This window comes from Isoptericola sp. NPDC057559, assembly GCF_042801555.1.
Taxonomy (GTDB): Bacteria; Actinomycetota; Actinomycetes; order Actinomycetales; family Cellulomonadaceae; genus Isoptericola.
Genome location: NZ_JBHVFQ010000028.1, coordinates 31741 through 48217, shown reverse-complemented (window position 1 = coordinate 48217; position 16477 = coordinate 31741). Strand labels below are relative to the sequence as shown.

The following is a 16477-nucleotide window of genomic DNA, read 5'->3' as shown; positions in this document are numbered from 1 at the left end:
CCACCGCCCTGGTGCTCGCCGGCGGCAGCGACCCGGCCGGGCTGGCCGCCGTCGCCGACGCCCGCGCGGGCGTGCAGGACGAGGGCTCCCAGCTCGTCACCCTCGCCCTCGCCGGGGCGCCCCTGGACGGGCCCGACGGGCGCTGGCTGGACCTCTGCGCGGGCCCGGGCGGCAAGGCCGCCCTCCTCGCGGCGCTGGCGGGGGAGCGGGGCGCCACCCTGGTGGCGAACGAGCTGCAGCCGCACCGCGCGCGGCTGGTGGAGCGCGCCCTGCGGGCGGTGCCCGACGGCGTCGTCGAGCGCGTGCGGACCGGGGACGGCCGCGAGGTCGGCGACGAGGAGCCCGCGGCCTACGACCGCGTGCTGGTCGACGCGCCCTGCACCGGGCTCGGAGCCCTGCGTCGGCGGCCCGAGTCCCGGTGGCGGCGCACGCCCGCGGACCTGGGCACGCTGAGCGCGCTCCAGCGGGAGCTGCTCACGTCGGCGCTCGACGCGGTGCGGCCGGGCGGCGTCGTGGCGTACGTGACGTGCTCGCCGCACCTGGCCGAGACGCGGCTGGTGGTGGACGACGTCTTGCGCCGGCGCGGCGACACGGAGCGGGTCGATGCCCGCGCGGCGGTGCGCGAGGCGCTCGTGCCGGGCGTCGACATCGACCTCGGTGCCCCCGACGGCGGTGCGGACGGGCTGGACGTGCAGCTGTGGCCGCACGTGCACGGCACGGACGCCATGCACCTCACGCTGCTGCGTCGGCGCGGCTAGTCGCGGGCGGGCTCCCCGGCGCGGCGCCGGGGAGCCTCAGCCCAGCGACCGCTGCAGCAGCATCGTGCTGACGCTGCGCCCGTGCTTGACGCCGACGTCGCGCAGCACGCCCGCGACCTCGAACCCCAGCCGGCGATGCAGGGGCAGCGACCCGGCCGCGGCGGGGTCGTCGGCCACGACGGCCACGACCTGCCGCACGCCGGCCAGCGAGCAGGCGTCGAGCAGGGCGGACAGGAGCCGGGTGCCGACGCCGCGGCCCTGGGCCGCGGGGGACAGGTAGATCGTGTCCTCGACGGTGTACCGGTAGGCGGCCTTCGGGCGCCAGGGCGAGACGTACGCGTACCCGACGACCTCGCCGTCGACCTCGGCGACGAGGAACGGCAGCCCGCGGGCGGCGAGGTCGGCGAGGCGCTGCCGCCAGACGGTGAGGTCCGGGGGCTGCTCGTCGAACGTGACCGCCGTGCCGCTCACGTACGGCTCGAGGATCGCCGCGACGGCCGGGAGGTCGCCGGTCTCGGCGGCGCGGACGACCGGCCGGCCGGACGGGGACGCGGTCGCGGAGGTGGGCCCTGCGGGGGAGGGGAGCGGTGGCACGGAGCGAGCGTAGTGGGTGCCACGCCTAGGCTGGGCGCATGCCTGCGCTGATCAACCCGAGCATCCTGTCGGCCGACTTCGCGAACCTCGAGCGCGACCTGGGGGCCATCGCCACCGCCGACTACGCCCACGTGGACGTCATGGACAACCACTTCGTGCCGAACCTCACGCTGGGCCCGCCGATCTTCGAGCGGCTCGCACAGGTCTCCCCGGTGCCGCTGGACGCGCACCTGATGATCGCGGACCCGGACCGGTGGGCGCCGGCGTACGCGGAGGCGGGGGCGGCGTCGGTGACCTTCCACGCCGAGGCCGCCACGGCCCCTGTGCGCCTCGCCCGGGAGCTGCGGCGGCTCGGGGCGCGCGCGGGGGTCGCGCTGCGCCCTGCGACGCCCGTGGAGCCCTTCCTGGACCTGCTCGGCGAGATCGACATGATCCTCGTGATGACCGTGGAGCCCGGCTTCGGCGGCCAGTCGTTCATCGACGGCACGCTCCCCAAGATCCGGCGGGCGCGCCAGGCGGTGGGGGAGTCGGGGCTCGACGTCTGGATCCAGGTGGACGGGGGAGTGTCCCGCGACACCATCGAGCGGGCCGCCGACGCGGGGGCGAACGTCTTCGTGGCGGGGTCCGCGGTCTACGGCGCGGACGACGTGCCGGGGGAGATCGAGGCCCTGCGGCAGCTGGCCTCGCAGCACGCCCACTGAGCACGAGCAGGCGCGGTCGACCCTTCGTCATCGTGTTCTCTCGGAGAAATAGTGTGCCAAGCGCCCTGAATCAGGCGTACGCACCGTCCCGAGGGCCGAAACCCCGCCAGGAGGGCGGGGTCCCGGCGTCTAGGCTGGGCGGGTGAAGACGTTCGACTCCCTGTTCGCCGAGCTGACCGAGAAGGCCACGACCCGCCCCGCCGGGTCGGGGACCGTGGCCGAGCTGGATGCCGGCGTGCACGCGATCGGCAAGAAGATCGTCGAGGAGGCCGCCGAGGTCTGGATGGCCGCCGAGTACGAGACCGACGAGGCCGCTGCCGAGGAGATCTCCCAGCTGCTGTACCACCTGCAGGTGCTGATGCTGGCCAAGGGGCTGACGCTCGAGGACGTGTACACGCATCTGTGAGCGCCCGGACCGGGGCCGCACCGTCACGGTGCGGCCCCGTCGTCCGTCGCGCGCGCCCAGACGCCCGTCACGCCACGACCTGATCAGAACGAGGTATCCGCTGTGCTCCGTATCGCCGTCCCCAACAAGGGGTCCCTGTCCGTCCCGGCCTCCGACATGCTGCGCGAGGCGGGCTACCGCCAGCGTCGCGACACCCGCGAGCTGGTCCTCGCGGACCCCGACAACGGGGCCGAGTTCTTCTTCCTGCGCCCGCGCGACGTCGCGGTGTACGTGGGGTCCGGCACCGTCGACGTCGGCATCACCGGCCGCGACCTGCTGCTGGACTCGGGGGCCGAGGCCGTCGAGCACCTCCCGCTGGGCTTCGCGGCGTCGACCTTCCGCTTCGCCGCGCCCGCCGGCACGGTGACGGACGTCGCGCAGGTGGCCGGGCGTCGGGTGGCGTCGTCGTACGACACCCTGGTCCGTGCGTACCTGCAGGAGCGGGGGATCGTGCCCGCCGCGGTCGTGCACCTGGACGGCGCCGTGGAGAGCTCCGTGCGCCTGGGGGTCGCGGACGTCATCGCCGACGTCGTGGAGACGGGGACGACGCTGCGTGCCGCGGGCCTGGAGGTCTTCGGCGAGCCGATCCTGCGCTCGGAGGCGCTGCTGATCCGGCGCGCCGGGGCGGAGGAGCCGGCCGGGCTGGAGGTGCTCACGCGCCGCCTGCAGGGCGTGATCACGGCGCACGAGTACGTCCTCATGGACTACGACGTGCCGATCGAGCTCGTCGACGCCGCCGTCGCGGTGACGCCCGGCTTCGAGTCGCCGACCGTGTCGCCGCTGCACAACGGCGAGTCGGCGGCGGTGCGGTCGATGGTGAAGCGCGCCGAGACGAACCGGGTGATGGACGCCCTGTACGAGGTGGGGGCCCGCGGCATCATCGTGACCTCCATCCACGCCAGCCGGCTCTGAGCCGGTGCCGTCCGCCGGCCGACCCGGCACCCGCCCTGTCGAGCGAGGCACGACGGTGGCAGCGTGGTGGGCATGAGGGACTCCCGACTGCCCCGCGACGCCGCCGGCGCCCGGTCCCCGGCGGACAGGTTCCGCACGTTCCGGCCGCTCTGGGGGCAGGTCTCCGCGTGGTTCGTCTGGTTCTTCGCCGCGGTGGGGAGCGTCGTGGTGGGCCTGTCCGCGAGCGGGCCGCTCGGCGCCGCGGCCGTGAACAAGGCGTCGTTCGTCGCGTTCGCCCTCGCGGTCACCTGGCTCCTGTGGCGCCTCGGCGGGGTGCATGCCGTGCCCTCGCCCGAGGGCCTGCGCGTCCGTAACCTGCTCCGCTCGAGGACGCTGGCGTGGCCGGAGATCGTCGAGGTGCGGATGGGGCCGAACGACCCCTGGGTGCGCCTGGACCTGGCCGACGGCGGCACCCTGGCCGTGATGGGCATCCAGCGCGCGGACGGGGAGCGGGGGATGGCGGAGGCCCGGCGCCTGCGCGGCCTCGTCGTGAGCTTCGGCGAGGCCCCCGACCGCACCTGAGCGCACGGCGCCCGGTTGGACCGCACCGGGACGACGAACGCCCCCGAGCCTTACGGCTCGGGGGCGTTCGTGCGTGGTGCCGGTGTCGTCAGACGGTGCGGGCCGGACGACGGTCGGTGCGCGGGCGCTCCGTGCGCGGCGCGCGGCGCTCCGGCGCGCCCTTGTCGAGCGAGATGCGCAGCGCCTTGCCCGCGACGTGCGCGCGGCCGATGCGGGTCATGGTCGCGTCGTCCAGCGGCCGGGTGATGTCGACCAGCGAGAAGTTGCCGAAGATGTCGATCTTCCCGATGTCGCTGCCGGACAGCCCGCCCTCGTTCGTGAGCGCCCCGACGATGCCGCGCGGCTGCGCGCCGTGGGTGTGCCCGACGGAGATCCGGTAGCGCGTGCCGTCGGCCGGGCGGCGGATGCCGCGGCCCCGGTCGTCCCGGTCGGAGCGCGGGTGGCGCCCGGTCCGGTCGCCGTCACGCTCGGTGCGCTCGGCGCGGTGCGTCTCGCGGGTGCGGCCGCCCTTCGCCTCGGCGCGCTCCCGCTCGTGCTCCTCCTGAGCGGCACGCTGCTGGGGGCCGTCGTCCCCGACCGCGAGCGCCAGGAGCGCGGCCGCGACCTGGGTGACGTCGATGCCGGCCTCGGTCTCGGTCTCGGTGCCGTCCTGCTGCGCGGCGGCCCGCTCCTGGAGCATGCGCGTGTACATGTCGAGGCGGCCGGACTCGATGCGCGTGCCGACGGCTTCGAGCAGACGGCGGGCGCGGTGCTCCGAGACGTCCCGCGGGGACGGGATCTCGACCTCGACGAGCTGGGCGCGGATGGTGCGCTCGATGTGCTTGAGCTTGCCCCGCTCGTGCGGGGTGACGAAGGAGAGCGCGCGGCCTGTGCGGCCGGCGCGGCCTGTGCGGCCGATGCGGTGCACGTAGGCCTCGGCCTCGCGGGGGATGTCGAAGTTGACGACGAGGCCGATGCGGTCGACGTCGAGGCCGCGGGCGGCGACGTCGGTGGCGACGAGGACGTCGAGGGCGCCGGACTTGAGGCGCTCGACGATCTTCTCGCGCTCCTTCTGGGCGACGTCGCCGGAGATGGTGGCGGCGGAGGTGCCGCGCTCGACCAGGGCGGCGCCGACCTCCTCGGCGTCCTTGCGGGTCCGCGTGAAGACGATGGCGGCGTCGGCGTCGGAGGTGGCGAGGACGCGCACGAGGGAGCCGATCTTGTGCCGGAAGGGCACGACGGCGTAGGTCTGCTCGACGGTCGACACGGTGGACGACTGGCGGGAGACGGCGATCGCGACGGGGTCGTTGAGGTGCTGCGCGGCGACGGAGCGGATCGCGGGCGGCATGGTCGCGGAGAAGAGGGCGACCTGTCGCTTCGCGGGGGCCTGGCCGAAGATCGTCTCGACGTCCTCGGCGAAGCCCATGCGGAGCATCTCGTCGGCCTCGTCGAGGACGAGGAACTTCACGCCGTCGAGCGCGAGGGTGCCCCGCTCGAGGTGGTCCATGACGCGGCCGGGGGTGCCGACGACGACGTGCACGCCGTCGCGCAGGGCCCGCTGCTGCGGCTGGTAGGGGGAGCCGCCGTACACGGAGGTGACGCGCACGCCGGGCAGGTGGGTGGCGAAGGACTCGACGGCCTCGGCGACCTGGAGCGCGAGCTCACGGGTGGGGGCGAGGACGAGGGCCTGCACGTGCCCGTTGCGGACGTCGGCGGCCGGGTCGAGCGCGGCGAGCAGCGGGATGCCGAAGGCGGCGGTCTTGCCGGTGCCGGTCTGGGCGACGCCGGTGATGTCGCGGCCGGCGAGGAGCTCGGGGATGGCCTGCGCCTGGATGGGCGAGGGCGTGGTGAACCCGAGGTCGTCGACGGCGGCCTGCAGCGGCGCGGGGAGGCCGAGCTCGGAGAACGTGGGCCCGGCGGGGGCCGCCTGCTCGGCGGCGTCGGGGGTCTGCTCGGGGGTCTGCTCGGTGGGCAGGGTGGAGTCAGGGGTGCTCAAGGTGGTTGACCGTTCCGTCGGTGGGGGGAAGGAGTCCTGCGTCGCCGAGCTGGCGACGCGGTCGCTCTGTCCCGGACACACACCAGCCCCGCTCTTGGACGGGGCGCAACGAACACGCGGGAGGCACGACGAACTCCGAAGGTGTCACCAGTCTACGGGGTGGAGGAGCGGGCGGGTCCGAGGGGGCCGGTGAGTTCGGCCACTGCGGGTGGCGCCGTGCGTAGGATGTGCGGGTGCACGAGGGCCAGGAGATCAGCAGCCGGGTCTTCACGATCCCGAACCTGGTGAGCTTGCTGCGGTTGGCACTGGTGCCCGTCTTCGCGGTGCTCATCGTGGTGGGCGAGGACGTGTGGGCCCTGGCCGTCCTGGCGTTCTCCGGCTTCACCGACTGGCTCGACGGCGTGCTGGCGCGCCGCCTGGACCAGGTCACCCGGCTGGGGCAGATGCTGGACCCGGCGGCGGACCGCCTGTTCATCTTCGTCACCCTGGCCGGCCTGGCCTGGCGTGACGTGGTGCCGCTGTGGCTGCTGGTGGTCATCCTGGCGCGCGACGTGATGCTGGCGTGCCTGCTGCCGGTGCTCTCGCGGCACGGGTACGGGCCGCTGCCGGTGAGCTTCGTGGGCAAGGCGGGGACCTTCGCGCTGCTGTACGCGTTCCCGCTGCTGCTCCTCGCGACGGTGCCCGGCGGGCTCGGCTCGGCCGCCCACGTCGTGGGGTGGGCCTTCACCTGGTGGGGCGTGGGCCTGTACTGGGTGGCGGGCGTGCAGTACCTGCGGCAGGCGCGCGAGCTGGTCGTGGCCGCGAGCGCCGGGCCGGCCGCCGGCGGTACCGGGGAGGGTCGGGCGTGACGGCCCCGGAGCGCCCGGCGGGGCGGCGTCGCCCCGACGAGTCGATGACCCTGCTGGTCGAGGTGATGGAGAAGCCTCTGGACCCGGGGTACGCCGAGGCTGCGGAGCGACGGGCGGAGGCCGAGCGCGCGGGCCTGCCGACGCGGCGGCGCGGCACGGGCGTGGCCCTGCTCGCGGTCCTCGCGATCGCCCTGGGGCTGCTGACGGTGTCGGCGGCGCGGCAGCTGCGAGCGCCTCAGGCGGACGTGGCCGCGGCTCGGGAGGTGCTGGAGTCGCAGATCGTGGACCGGCGCGCCGAGGTGGACGCCCTGCAGCGCCGCTCGGTGGCGGCGAGCGACGAGATCGAGGCGCTGCAGCACTCCGCGCTGGCGAGCGAGGACCCTGCCCTGCTGCAGACCCTGCAGCTCGACGCGGTGGTGAGCGGTTCCGCGGCGGTCACGGGCGAGGGGCTGGTCGTCAGCCTGTCGGACGGCGACGCGGCGCAGTCCGAGACGGATCCCGACCCGAGCGCGCGGGTGCGGGACGCGGACGTGCAGACGGTCGTGAACGCCCTGTGGGCCGCGGGCGCGGAGGCGATCTCCGTGGACGACCAGCGCCTCACCTCCCTGTCGGCCATCCGCAACGCGGGGGACGCCATCCTGGTGGACCTGGTGCCCCTGCCGGGGCCCACGTACGTCATCCGTGCGATCGGCGACCCTGACGCGATGCAGACCGCGTACGCTCGGTCCGGCGCGCCCGCGTACCTGCAGCTGTTGGGGTCGCGCTACGGGATCGGGTCGTCCGTCACCCCGCAGAGCGACCTGTCGCTCCCCGGGGTGGGCAGCCAGACCCTGAGGTATGCCGAGCCGTCCGGTGCGGGGGACTCCTCGCGGCCGGGCGCCGGGTCCAGCACGCCGTCGTCCGACACCGAGGAGGAACGCCCATGATCGCCGCGATCGGGCTCGTGATCGGCGTGGTCGCCGGTCTGGTGCTGCAGCCGACCGTGCCGGTGGGGCTGCAGCCCTACCTGCCGATCGCCGTCGTCGCCGCGCTGGACGCGCTGTTCGGCGGCCTGCGCGCGAAGCTCGACGGCCTGTTCGACGACAAGGTCTTCCTGGTGTCGTTCCTGTCGAACGTCGTGGTGGCCGCGTTCATCGTGTTCCTGGGTGACCAGCTCGGTGTCGGGGCGCAGCTGTCGACCGCGGTCGTGGTGGTGCTCGGCATCCGCATCTTCTCGAACGCCGCGGCGATCCGCCGCCACCTGTTCAAGGCGTGAGGGACCGATGAGCGACCGCACGGGCGAGGGCCCCGACAACCCGGGCACCCCGGGCGACGAGGACCGCGAGGCTGTCGAGCGCGTGGAGCGGGCCGACGAGCAGGTCGAGTCCGCGAGCGCCGAGGAGCGCACCGCGCCCGAGGGCAACCCCGCTGGTGAGGCGGCCCCCGCAGGTGACGAGCCGTCCGAGGACGACTCGTCCCCGGACGACGGGTCCCCGGACGACGGGTCCCCGGAGGAGGTCCGCGCCGACGCGGTGCCCGGCGAGGCGGTCACCGATGAGCCGGCACCTGTCGAGACGGCGGACGAGGCGACGGACGAGGCGGGCGCAGCCGACGAGGAGCGCGAGGCGGGCGAGGCCCGCACCGACGGCCCGGAGGAGCCCGAGACGGCCCCGGTGGAGCCGGCGATCCCCCCGGCCCCGGACCGGGAACCTCTCCTCTCGGCGGCGGCGGAGGAGGACGACGAGGCCGCAGCGCCGGAGGGGCCCTCCCCGGAGGCGCCGGACGCGAGCGCCCCTGGGGCGGACGAGGCCGCGGCCGTCGGCGGGCACGACGCGACGGGGGAGGAGCCCGCGACCACGCCGGACGCGGGGCCCAGCGGGTGGCGTCGGCTCGGTGCGGCGCTGCACCCCCGCGCGACGCGCTCCCAGGTGCTGGCGGGCGTCCTGTGCGCCGCGCTGGGGTTCGCGCTGGTCGTGCAGGTGCAGCAGTCGGCGTCCGACCAGCTGTCGTCGGCGCGCCAGGAGGACCTGGTGCGCCTGCTCGACGAGGTCACGGACCGGGCGCAGCAGCTCGGCGACGAGGTCTCCGGCCTGGAGACCACGCGCGACGAGCTGCGCTCCGGGACGGGCAAGGCGCAGTCCGCCCTCGAGCTCGCGGAGCAGCGCGCGGAGTCGGAGGGCATCCTGTCCGGCCGGCTCCCCGCGCAGGGCCCGGGCGTCGACGTCACCATCCAGGACCCGTCCGGCCAGCTGCGGGCGTCGCAGATGTTCAACGTGCTCGAGGAGCTGCGCAACGCGGGCGCCGAGGTCGTCGAGCTCAACGATGTGCGTCTTGTCACGTCCACGTGGTTCGAGGACAAGGGCGACGCGATCGTCGTCGACGGCACCACCCTGACGTCCCCGTACGAGTGGACGGTCATCGGAGACCCCGAGACGCTGGACCGCGCCCTCGAGATCCCCGGCGGCGCGCTGGCGACGGTGCGCACCGCGGGGGCCGAGGCATCGACCACCCGGCAGGACGAGGTGAAGATCACCGCGGTGTCCCCGCCGAAGGAACCGGAGTACGCGAAGCCGGAGCGAGAGCGCGGCTGACGTGCGCCGACGGGCCGCGGTCACGGGGAGCGGGCTTCCCGGTCGCGCCTCGCTCGGGGTAGGTTTGTCGGACGACGGCGCACGTCGGACGCACAGCCAGCCAAAGGCGGACACCGGTCCGGGGCGGCGGCAGCGTCGCCCGACTCACCCGGCCCGACCTCACAGGAGGACTGATGACGGACCCCCGCGCTCTTCCGCCGCACCAGGCGGCCGCGGACACCACCGCGCACCTGGGGCGCGTGGGCGCGCCCGCGGAGGAGCAGTCGTTCCGGATCCCGCTGACCGCGGAGGAGGCCGCCGCCGTCGCGGCGCTGCCGCGGCACTCCGCGCTCCTCGTGGTGCAGTACGGGTCCGGCGCGGTCGGGGAGCGCTTCCTGCTCGACTCGGACCGTGCCGTCGCCGGGCGTAGCGAGCGGGCCGACATCTTCCTCGACGACGTCACCGTCTCGCGCAAGCACGCGGAGTTCGCCCGGGAGGGCGACCGGTTCGTCGTCCGGGACATCGGCTCCCTCAACGGCACGTACGTCAACCGCGAGCGGATCGACGCGGCCACGCTCACCACCGGTGACGAGGTGCAGATCGGCAAGTTCCGGATGTCGTTCCACGCCAGCCCGCAGGCGCCGCGGGATCCGCAGGCGCCCGCGTCGTGACGGCGGCGCAGGCCGCGCACGGCGAGGAGCCGGCCGGCCCCCAGGCGCCCGAACCCTGGCCGCGGGGGATCTCCCGCCAGGCGACGATGCGGATCTCCGACGTGCTGGGCCAGCTCGGCCCGGAGTTCCCGTCCGTGTCCCACTCCAAGCTCCGGTTCCTGGAGGACCAGGGGCTGATCGACCCCGTGCGTACGTCGTCGGGCTACCGGCAGTACAGCCCGGCCGACGTCGAGCGGCTGCGGTTCGTCCTCACCGAGCAGCGTGACTCCTACCTGCCGCTGAAGGTCATCAAGGAGCGGCTGGCGGAGATGGACGCCGGGGAGCCGGCGCCCGGCCCCTCGCCGCGCCTCGCGGACGCCTCCGCGGCCGCCGAGGTGACGCGCCGCCGCTGGACCGCCGAGAGCGTGGCCGAGGCGACGGGCACCACGCCCGAGTTCGTCCAGGAGCTCGTCTCCGCCGGCGTGCTGCACACCCGCTCCGGCAGCCGGCTCGACGCCGGTGCCCCCGACGTGGTGCGTATCGCGGCCCGGCTCGCGGAGCACGGCATCGAGCCGCGGCACCTGCGGTCGCTGCGCGCGTCCGCGGACCGGCACGTCGGCCTCGTGGACCAGCTCGTCGCCCCGTACCGCAGCCAGCAGACCCCGTCGGCGCGCGCCCAGGGCGCCGAGCTCGCCGCCGAGGTGGGCGAGCTCCTCGCCCGCCTGCACTCCACGTGGGTGCGGCAGGGCTCCGGCGACCTCGTCTGACCGGACGCCCTCTCCCGCCGGCGGGCACCCTTTCGCTCGCCCCGGTCTCCCGCACGACGTGCGGCGACCGCCGGACGTACCGTGGGTCGGTGGAACCCGACGAGGCGAGCGACGCACCGATGGTCCCGGTCGAGGTCCTCGGGGTGCGCCAGCAGCAGCACGACCAGGAGATCGTGGTGCTGCTCCTGGACGCCGCGGCCAACCTCGCCGTCCCCATCGTGATCGGCGCCCGCGAGGCGTCCGCCATCGCCATGGCGCAGGCCGGGCTCGTCACCCCGCGCCCCATGACCCACGACCTCCTGCGCGACCTCCTCGGCGCCGTCAGCGTCGAGCTCGAGCGGGTCGAGATCGTCGCGCTCGACGGCGGCGTGTTCTTCGCCGAGCTCATCCTGTCCAACGGCACCCGGCTCGACTCCCGCGCCTCCGACGCGATCGCGCTGGCCGTCCGGACCGCCAGCCCCGTCTTTTGCTCCGCGGAGGTCGTCGCCGTCGCCGGCGTCGAGGTCGTCGACGTCGAGCAGCAACGCGAGGTCGAGAAGTTCCGCGACTTCCTCGACCACGTCACCGCCGCGGACTTCACCACCCCCGAGGGCCCCCAGGACCCCGGGACGCCGCCGCCCAACGGGGGAGGGCGGCCCGACGACGCGCCGCCCTGACCCCGCCACGCCGCACCGGGTCCGCGCCGGCGCGCCACGCCGAGGCTGACCCTCGACCTCGGGTCGAGCCTCAGCCTCGGCTACCGTAGGACCCGAACCTTCAAGCCGTGGTCGAAAGTTGAAGGTCGGGCGTGAGGTCCCCCGACGTCGGGGAGGGCGCGCGACACGCGGTCCCGCAGGCGCCGACGTCGTTGACGACCCCCCAGGGGCGTCCTAGCGTGGAGTCGAACACCAGGAGGCACAGTGAACAGCAGCGGTGAGGCAAGCGTCCCCACGGGTGCGTCGGTCCCGCACGGCGCCCAGGGTCTGCTCTTCGGCGAGGACCTCACGGAGCAGGACGCCGCCACCGGGTACCGCGGCACCACGGCGTGCCGCGTCGCCGGGATCACGTACCGCCAGCTCGACTACTGGGCGCGCACCGGCCTCGTGGAGCCGTCGATCCGTCCTGCGACGGGGTCCGGCACCCACCGCCTCTACAGCTTCCGCGACATCCTCGTGCTGAAGGTCGTCAAGCGGCTCCTCGACACCGGCGTCTCCCTGCACCAGATCCGCAGCGCCGTGACCCACCTGAGGGAGCGCGGCGTCGAGGACCTCGCGCAGATCACGCTCATGAGCGACGGCGCGTCCGTGTACGAGTGCACGTCGCCGGACGAGGTCGTCGACCTCGTCCAGGGCGGTCAGGGCGTCTTCGGCATCGCCGTCGGGCGCGTGTGGCGCGACATCGAGGGCACGCTGTCCTCCATGCCGACGGAGTCCCTGGAGGACGAGGAGCCGGCGCCGCACGAGGGCGACGAGCTCGCCGCCCGCCGCCGCGCGCGCACGGCCGGCTGACCCGCCGCCCCGCCGGTCAGAGCAGCGGGCGCAGGGGGGACATCAGGCGCTCGGCCACCTTCGACAGCGGGTGCCGCCGCTGCCACTCGTCCAGGGTGAGCTCGCGCGAGTTCGACTCGTCCATCCGGAACGCGTCCTCGAGCTGGGTGGCCAGCCCCTCGTCGACGACCTCGAGGTTGATCTCGTAGTTCCCCGTGAGGCTGAGCCGGTCGATGTTGGCGGTGCCCACGGTGGTCCAACGGCCGTCGATCGTCGCGGTCTTCGCGTGGATCATCGCGCCCTGGTACAGGAAGATCCGCACGCCGCCGCGCAGCAGGGTGGAGTAGTGACCCCGCGCGAGCCAGTCGGCCACCACGTGGTTGGAGCGCTCCGGCACCAGCACGCGGACATCCACGCCGCGTGCCGCGGCGGCCAGGAGGCCCGCCTGGATGTCCTCGTCCGGGATGAAGTACGCCTGCGTGATGTAGACGTGCGAGCAGGCCCGGTCCATCGCGTCGAGGTAGATCCCGCGGATGGGGAAGACGAGCTCCGACGGCGCGTTGCGCGCCGCCCGCAGCTGCGGCAGCCACAGCGAGGTGCCCGCGTCCTGCAGCACGGGCAGCTCCGGGCTGCGCCAGCGGTTCCAGAAGTCGACGAACGCGTTGCGCAGCTCCCACGCCGACGGGCCGGTGAGGCGCAGGTGCGTGTCGCGCCACTGCGTCGCGTACAGGGACCCGATGTTGTACCCGCCGACGAAGGCGGTGTCGTCGTCCACCACCAGGATCTTGCGGTGGTCGCGGCCGGACCGGCGCACGTCCAGCATGAGCAACCCTGGCCGCATCGCCGGGAACCGGAGCATGTGCACGCTCGGGATGTCGTAGAAGCGGCGCGGGACCACGAGGTTGGCGAACCCGTCGTAGACGACGTACACGGACACACCGCGTCCCGCGGCCTCCGCGAGCGCCTGCTTGAACTGGCGGCCGACCTCGTCGTCCTTCCAGATGTACGTCTCGAGGAAGATCTCGCGCTGCGCGCCGCGGATCGCCTCGAGCATCGCCTCGTAGAGGTCGGCGCCGTACGTGTAGAGGGTCGCGGTCGTGTCCTCGACCTCGGTCGACGACGGAGGGGAGGTGGGGAACGCGGCGTCCAGCGGGTACTGGTGGCGGCGGAACCGCTCGAGTCCCATCACCGTCGCGGCCGCGGCCACCGGCACTGCGGCAGCGAGCAGCGCCCCCCGCGTCGCGTAGCGGCGCAGCGAGGGCCAGTCGATCTGGACGCGGACGGGCTTGCGGAGGCGGGGCAGACGAGGCGGCACGAGCCTCACGGTAGCCAGGGGGCCAGATCGGCGCGCGCCGAACTGTCGGGTTGGTCGGTGATGTCACCCGCGTCGGGCGGCTCGAGCGGCTCGAGTGGCTCGAGTGGCTCGGGCGCCTCCGCGCCGACGTCGGTGGGCACGGCGAGGTCGGCGGACAGCGGGTGCGAGCGGATCGCCGCGGCGAGCTCGCCCTCGATGCGGTCCAGGTACACCCCCGTGGTGGCGATGGAGCGGTGGCCCAGGAGCTCCGCGACGACCTTGACGTCCCACCCCTCGGCGACCAGGAGGGTCGCGGTGGTGTGCCGCAGGGCGTGCGGCGTCGCGGGACGCCGGTACGTCGAGGGCATGCGCTCGACCGCGCGGGCCAGGAGCGCGCGCACGGCCTGGGTGTCGATGCGGCGCCCGCGCCAGGTGAGCAGGAGCGCACGCTGCGCGTCGGGGTCGTCGGAACGTCGGGAGGCAAGCCGGGGCCGCAGCTCGGCGAGGTAGTCCTCGAGCGCGGAGGCCAGGGGCGGCGAGAGCGCCACCGTGCGGATCGAGCCGCCCTTGCCGACGATGCGCCAGCGCGTCTCCTCGGGCTCGCGCGAGAAGTCCGCGACGTCGGCGCGGGCGAGCTCGGAGACCCGCGGGCCGAGGACCAGCAGGAGCGCGACGACGAGACGGTCCCGCAGGGCGAGGGCCTGGTCGGTCCGCGGGGCGCGTCCCCCCGCGGCGCCCCGCGGCGGGGCGGGCCGGGCGGCGGTCGCGGCGGAGGCCTGCAGGAGGGCCCCCGCCGCCGTCGCGGACAGGGCGGTGCGCTCCACCCGCAGACGGTCGCGGGAGCGCGCGGGCGGGGCGGCCCACTGCATCGGGTCGGCCTGCACCCAGCACTGCCGGGTGGAGTGCGCGAAGAATCGGCTCACGGACTGGCGGAACCGGTTGACCGTCGCGACGGAGCGCCCCGGGCCGCCCTTGCGGGCGGGGTCGCTGTACCGCAGGTCGGGGGTCGCCTGGTAGCGCACCAGGGCGTCGTCGACGTCCTCGCCCGTGACGTCGTCGAGGACGCGGTCGCCGCCGACGAGCCGGGCGAGCTCCCGCACGTCCCGCTCGTAGCTGCGCGCGGTCGCGGGGGAGAGGACCCCGCGCACGCTCTCCACCTGCACGGACGCGAGATAGCGGTCGGCGGCCGCGGCGACGGTGAGGCGGTTCAGGCGGGGAGGAGCGACCACGGAGACAGGCTAGGCCGCCGCACCGACACGGGCCTCGGACGGCGACCCGGCCCAGTCGTCCGCCCGTCGCGTGCCCCACCGCCAGTCACGCCGAGCGTGCACCAGGGCCCTGGCCGGTCGTGGAGGGGTGCAGGGACCCGTCGTGCAGTCGGGCGCGTCTCCGTCGGGACGATGACCGGGGATCCCGTGCACGAGGAGCCGAGGCTCGAGCCGGCAGCCCCGGCGTTCATGCCGTACCCCCCGTAGGGCACCCACAGGGGGGGGCGGCGTCCCGGCGAGGACCACGCGGCGCTCGCGGACGGTGTCGGCCACGAGTCCGCCCACCACAGGGTCTCGCACGCGAAGCCGTGCTCCACCCGGGGATGTGGCGCGCCCGCACGGCGGGCCCGGCGTCGTCGGTCGTGCCGTGGAGGGTGGCCACGACGTCCGTTGCCGGCGCTCGCGGCCACGCACCAGGTCACCGGGGGAGCCGGACGGGCCGGCGCCCCTGGACGGTGACGCCCGCGGGCGTCGACGGCGGGTCAGACGTCGAAGAGCGTGGGGTGCTCGAGATGGACGCCCTCGGCGTCGAGCATGCGCAGCTTGGTGCGACGCCCGCCCCGCGCGGAGAAGCCGCCCACCTGCCGGCCGGCGGCGAGGACGCGGTGGCACGGGACGATCGGCGGGAACGGGTTGCGCCCCAGGGCCTGGCCCACGGCCTGGGCGGCCCCGGGGCTGCCCAGGCGGGCGGCGACGTCGCCGTAGGTGAGCGTGGTACCCGCGGGGATGGTGCGGACGACCTCGTACACGCGGCGGTCGAAGTCCGGGACCTCGCTCATGTCGAGGTCGATGCCGGAGAGGTCGCCGGCGCCGGACCCGAGGAGCGCCGTGACCGCGGAGACCGCGTCGACGACGACGCCCTCGGGGGAGGACTCGTGCGCCGCCGGGTACCAGCGCCGGACGGCGTCACGGGTGCCGTCGGCGGAGCCGTGGGGGAGCGTGGAGCCCACGACGTGGGCGGGGGAGCGCCACACCAGGGCGCAGTGCCCGATCGCGGTCGGGAAGACGCAGAAGGCGAGCCCGTCGCGGGGTGCGGCCATGGCACCACCGTAGGGGCGGGGTCCGACATCGCCGCGCCTGGAGGTGAGGGCGACCGCCGCACCGTGGGAAGAAGTGCCGATGTGGGAAGAGGTGCCGATCGCTCTCGCGGCAAAACCACTGTGTTGTGTCATACACAATGGTTTGAGAGGTATGTCCGAATCAGACTACCGCGGATGGCATCGGATGGCGAGGGGCGGCCACCGGGCCGAACTGCGGCCCGGCGAGCCTCGGCGCGGCTCCGTTCGGCCCGGGACGAACGGCGCTGCACGGCAACGAGGGGCCGCTGCCCGGGGGACCGTCGGGCGAGCTTGTGCCAGCAAGCGCCGACGAGCGCGGCACGGGCGGCGTCGCACGCGAACCTGCGGGCACCAAGGGTCACGCGGCGCGGGCGGACGGCGGACGGTTCGTCGTGAGCCGTCGTGAGCCGTCGTGAGCCGTCGGATCGGTCGGACGCGAGAAACGTCGCAAGCCGGCGGCGCCGACGCCGTCCAGCAGCTCGTCGTCAGGACGCGGCCTGCCGCACACGCGAGTCATTCGGCACGCGCACGCGCACGTGTCGCCACAGGCGCGGCTCGCCGTCCGGCCGACTGGGCGGAGGGAACAGGTCTCGACGGTGCGACGCTCTGCCGTCGACTCAGCGCGGACCGA

Annotated in this window: 17 protein-coding genes and 1 pseudogene; 13 read left to right on the top strand and 5 right to left on the bottom strand. The window is 74.8% G+C overall.

Annotated features, from left to right (window positions below; genetic code table 11):
- Positions 1-758 (top strand): annotated as a pseudogene (locus tag ACFU5J_RS18990) (rRNA small subunit methyltransferase B); the annotation flags it as partial.
- Between the two features lie 36 nt (positions 759-794).
- Here ACFU5J_RS18990 and ACFU5J_RS18985 read toward each other — a convergent pair.
- Complete coding sequence (locus tag ACFU5J_RS18985) at positions 795-1352, bottom strand: GNAT family N-acetyltransferase (RefSeq protein ID WP_430575701.1); 558 nt, start codon at positions 1350-1352, stop codon at positions 795-797.
- Between the two features lie 38 nt (positions 1353-1390).
- Between ACFU5J_RS18985 and rpe the strand changes: the two genes are divergently transcribed.
- The 4 genes from rpe to ACFU5J_RS18965 all read left to right on the top strand — a co-directional run bounded on the left by rpe (position 1391) and on the right by ACFU5J_RS18965 (position 3971).
- Positions 1391-2053 (top strand): ribulose-phosphate 3-epimerase, encoded by a 663-nt coding sequence (gene rpe, locus ACFU5J_RS18980; protein WP_430575700.1) that lies wholly within the window; start codon positions 1391-1393, stop codon positions 2051-2053.
- Positions 2054-2195: 142 nt separating this feature from the next.
- Positions 2196-2459: a phosphoribosyl-ATP diphosphatase gene (locus ACFU5J_RS18975; protein WP_430575699.1), complete on the top strand. Its 264-nt coding sequence runs from the start codon at positions 2196-2198 to the stop codon at positions 2457-2459.
- A gap of 102 nt (positions 2460-2561) precedes the next feature.
- The gene (gene hisG, locus ACFU5J_RS18970; RefSeq protein WP_430575698.1) at positions 2562-3410 is read left to right on the top strand and encodes an ATP phosphoribosyltransferase; all 849 of its coding nucleotides are present in this window, start codon (positions 2562-2564) and stop codon (positions 3408-3410) included.
- Positions 3411-3482: 72 nt separating this feature from the next.
- Entirely contained in the window at positions 3483-3971 is a 489-nt protein-coding gene (locus ACFU5J_RS18965) for a PH domain-containing protein (RefSeq protein ID WP_430575697.1), read from the top strand.
- Between the two features lie 88 nt (positions 3972-4059).
- Here ACFU5J_RS18965 and ACFU5J_RS18960 read toward each other — a convergent pair whose 3' ends face one another.
- Entirely contained in the window at positions 4060-5946 is a 1887-nt protein-coding gene (locus ACFU5J_RS18960; protein WP_430575696.1) for a DEAD/DEAH box helicase, read from the bottom strand.
- Between the two features lie 233 nt (positions 5947-6179).
- On the opposite strand from ACFU5J_RS18960, the gene ACFU5J_RS18955 reads away from it, so the two are divergent.
- The 8 genes from ACFU5J_RS18955 (at position 6180) to ACFU5J_RS18920 (ending at position 12247) form a co-directional block, all read left to right on the top strand.
- Entirely contained in the window at positions 6180-6794 is a 615-nt protein-coding gene (locus tag ACFU5J_RS18955) for a CDP-alcohol phosphatidyltransferase family protein (RefSeq protein WP_430575695.1), read from the top strand.
- Entirely contained in the window at positions 6791-7720 is a 930-nt protein-coding gene (locus ACFU5J_RS18950; RefSeq protein ID WP_430575694.1) for a DUF881 domain-containing protein, read from the top strand. Before ACFU5J_RS18955 ends, ACFU5J_RS18950 begins: the two co-directional genes overlap by 4 nt.
- Positions 7717-8049 (top strand): small basic family protein, encoded by a 333-nt coding sequence (locus ACFU5J_RS18945; protein WP_430575693.1) that lies wholly within the window; start codon positions 7717-7719, stop codon positions 8047-8049. Before ACFU5J_RS18950 ends, ACFU5J_RS18945 begins: the two co-directional genes overlap by 4 nt.
- A gap of 7 nt (positions 8050-8056) precedes the next feature.
- Positions 8057-9364 carry a DUF881 domain-containing protein gene (locus tag ACFU5J_RS18940; RefSeq protein WP_430579757.1) on the top strand — a complete coding sequence of 436 codons (1308 nt, stop codon included), beginning with the start codon at positions 8057-8059 and terminating at the stop codon, positions 9362-9364.
- 173 nt (positions 9365-9537) lie between these two features.
- Positions 9538-10014, top strand: coding sequence for an FHA domain-containing protein (locus tag ACFU5J_RS18935; protein WP_430575691.1), 477 nt, complete (start codon positions 9538-9540; stop codon positions 10012-10014).
- Complete coding sequence (locus ACFU5J_RS18930) at positions 10011-10760, top strand: MerR family transcriptional regulator (RefSeq protein WP_430575690.1); 750 nt, start codon at positions 10011-10013, stop codon at positions 10758-10760. Before ACFU5J_RS18935 ends, ACFU5J_RS18930 begins: the two co-directional genes overlap by 4 nt.
- A gap of 119 nt (positions 10761-10879) precedes the next feature.
- Positions 10880-11416 (top strand): bifunctional nuclease family protein, encoded by a 537-nt coding sequence (locus tag ACFU5J_RS18925; RefSeq protein ID WP_430576465.1) that lies wholly within the window; start codon positions 10880-10882, stop codon positions 11414-11416.
- Between the two features lie 243 nt (positions 11417-11659).
- The gene (locus tag ACFU5J_RS18920; RefSeq protein WP_430575689.1) at positions 11660-12247 is read left to right on the top strand and encodes a MerR family transcriptional regulator; all 588 of its coding nucleotides are present in this window, start codon (positions 11660-11662) and stop codon (positions 12245-12247) included.
- Positions 12248-12263: 16 nt separating this feature from the next.
- On the opposite strand, the gene ACFU5J_RS18915 is transcribed toward ACFU5J_RS18920, so the two are convergent.
- The 3 genes from ACFU5J_RS18915 to ACFU5J_RS18905 form a co-directional block, all read right to left on the bottom strand.
- Positions 12264-13541 (bottom strand): phosphatidylserine/phosphatidylglycerophosphate/cardiolipin synthase family protein, encoded by a 1278-nt coding sequence (locus ACFU5J_RS18915; protein ID WP_430575688.1) that lies wholly within the window; start codon positions 13539-13541, stop codon positions 12264-12266.
- A gap of 5 nt (positions 13542-13546) precedes the next feature.
- A complete protein-coding gene (locus ACFU5J_RS18910) occupies positions 13547-14749 on the bottom strand; it encodes a tyrosine-type recombinase/integrase (protein WP_430579756.1) in 1203 nt (400 codons plus the stop codon).
- Between the two features lie 521 nt (positions 14750-15270).
- Positions 15271-15828: a methylated-DNA--[protein]-cysteine S-methyltransferase gene (locus tag ACFU5J_RS18905; protein ID WP_430579755.1), complete on the bottom strand. Its 558-nt coding sequence runs from the start codon at positions 15826-15828 to the stop codon at positions 15271-15273.
- Between the last annotated feature and the right edge of the window lie 649 nt (positions 15829-16477).

What these genes read in the sequence shown, in the direction of transcription:
- rpe (WP_430575700.1), top strand. Translation starts at nt 1,391, where the DNA reads ATGCCTGCGCTGATCAACCCGAGCATCCTGTCGGCCGACTTCGCGAAC.
- ACFU5J_RS18965 (WP_430575697.1), top strand. Translation starts at nt 3,483, where the DNA reads ATGAGGGACTCCCGACTGCCCCGCGACGCCGCCGGCGCCCGGTCCCCG.
- ACFU5J_RS18945 (WP_430575693.1), top strand. Translation starts at nt 7,717, where the DNA reads ATGATCGCCGCGATCGGGCTCGTGATCGGCGTGGTCGCCGGTCTGGTG.
- ACFU5J_RS18940 (WP_430579757.1), top strand. Translation starts at nt 8,057, where the DNA reads ATGAGCGACCGCACGGGCGAGGGCCCCGACAACCCGGGCACCCCGGGC.
- ACFU5J_RS18935 (WP_430575691.1), top strand. Translation starts at nt 9,538, where the DNA reads ATGACGGACCCCCGCGCTCTTCCGCCGCACCAGGCGGCCGCGGACACC.
- ACFU5J_RS18925 (WP_430576465.1), top strand. Translation starts at nt 10,880, where the DNA reads ATGGTCCCGGTCGAGGTCCTCGGGGTGCGCCAGCAGCAGCACGACCAG.
- ACFU5J_RS18905 (WP_430579755.1), bottom strand. Translation starts at nt 15,828, where the DNA reads ATGGCCGCACCCCGCGACGGGCTCGCCTTCTGCGTCTTCCCGACCGCG.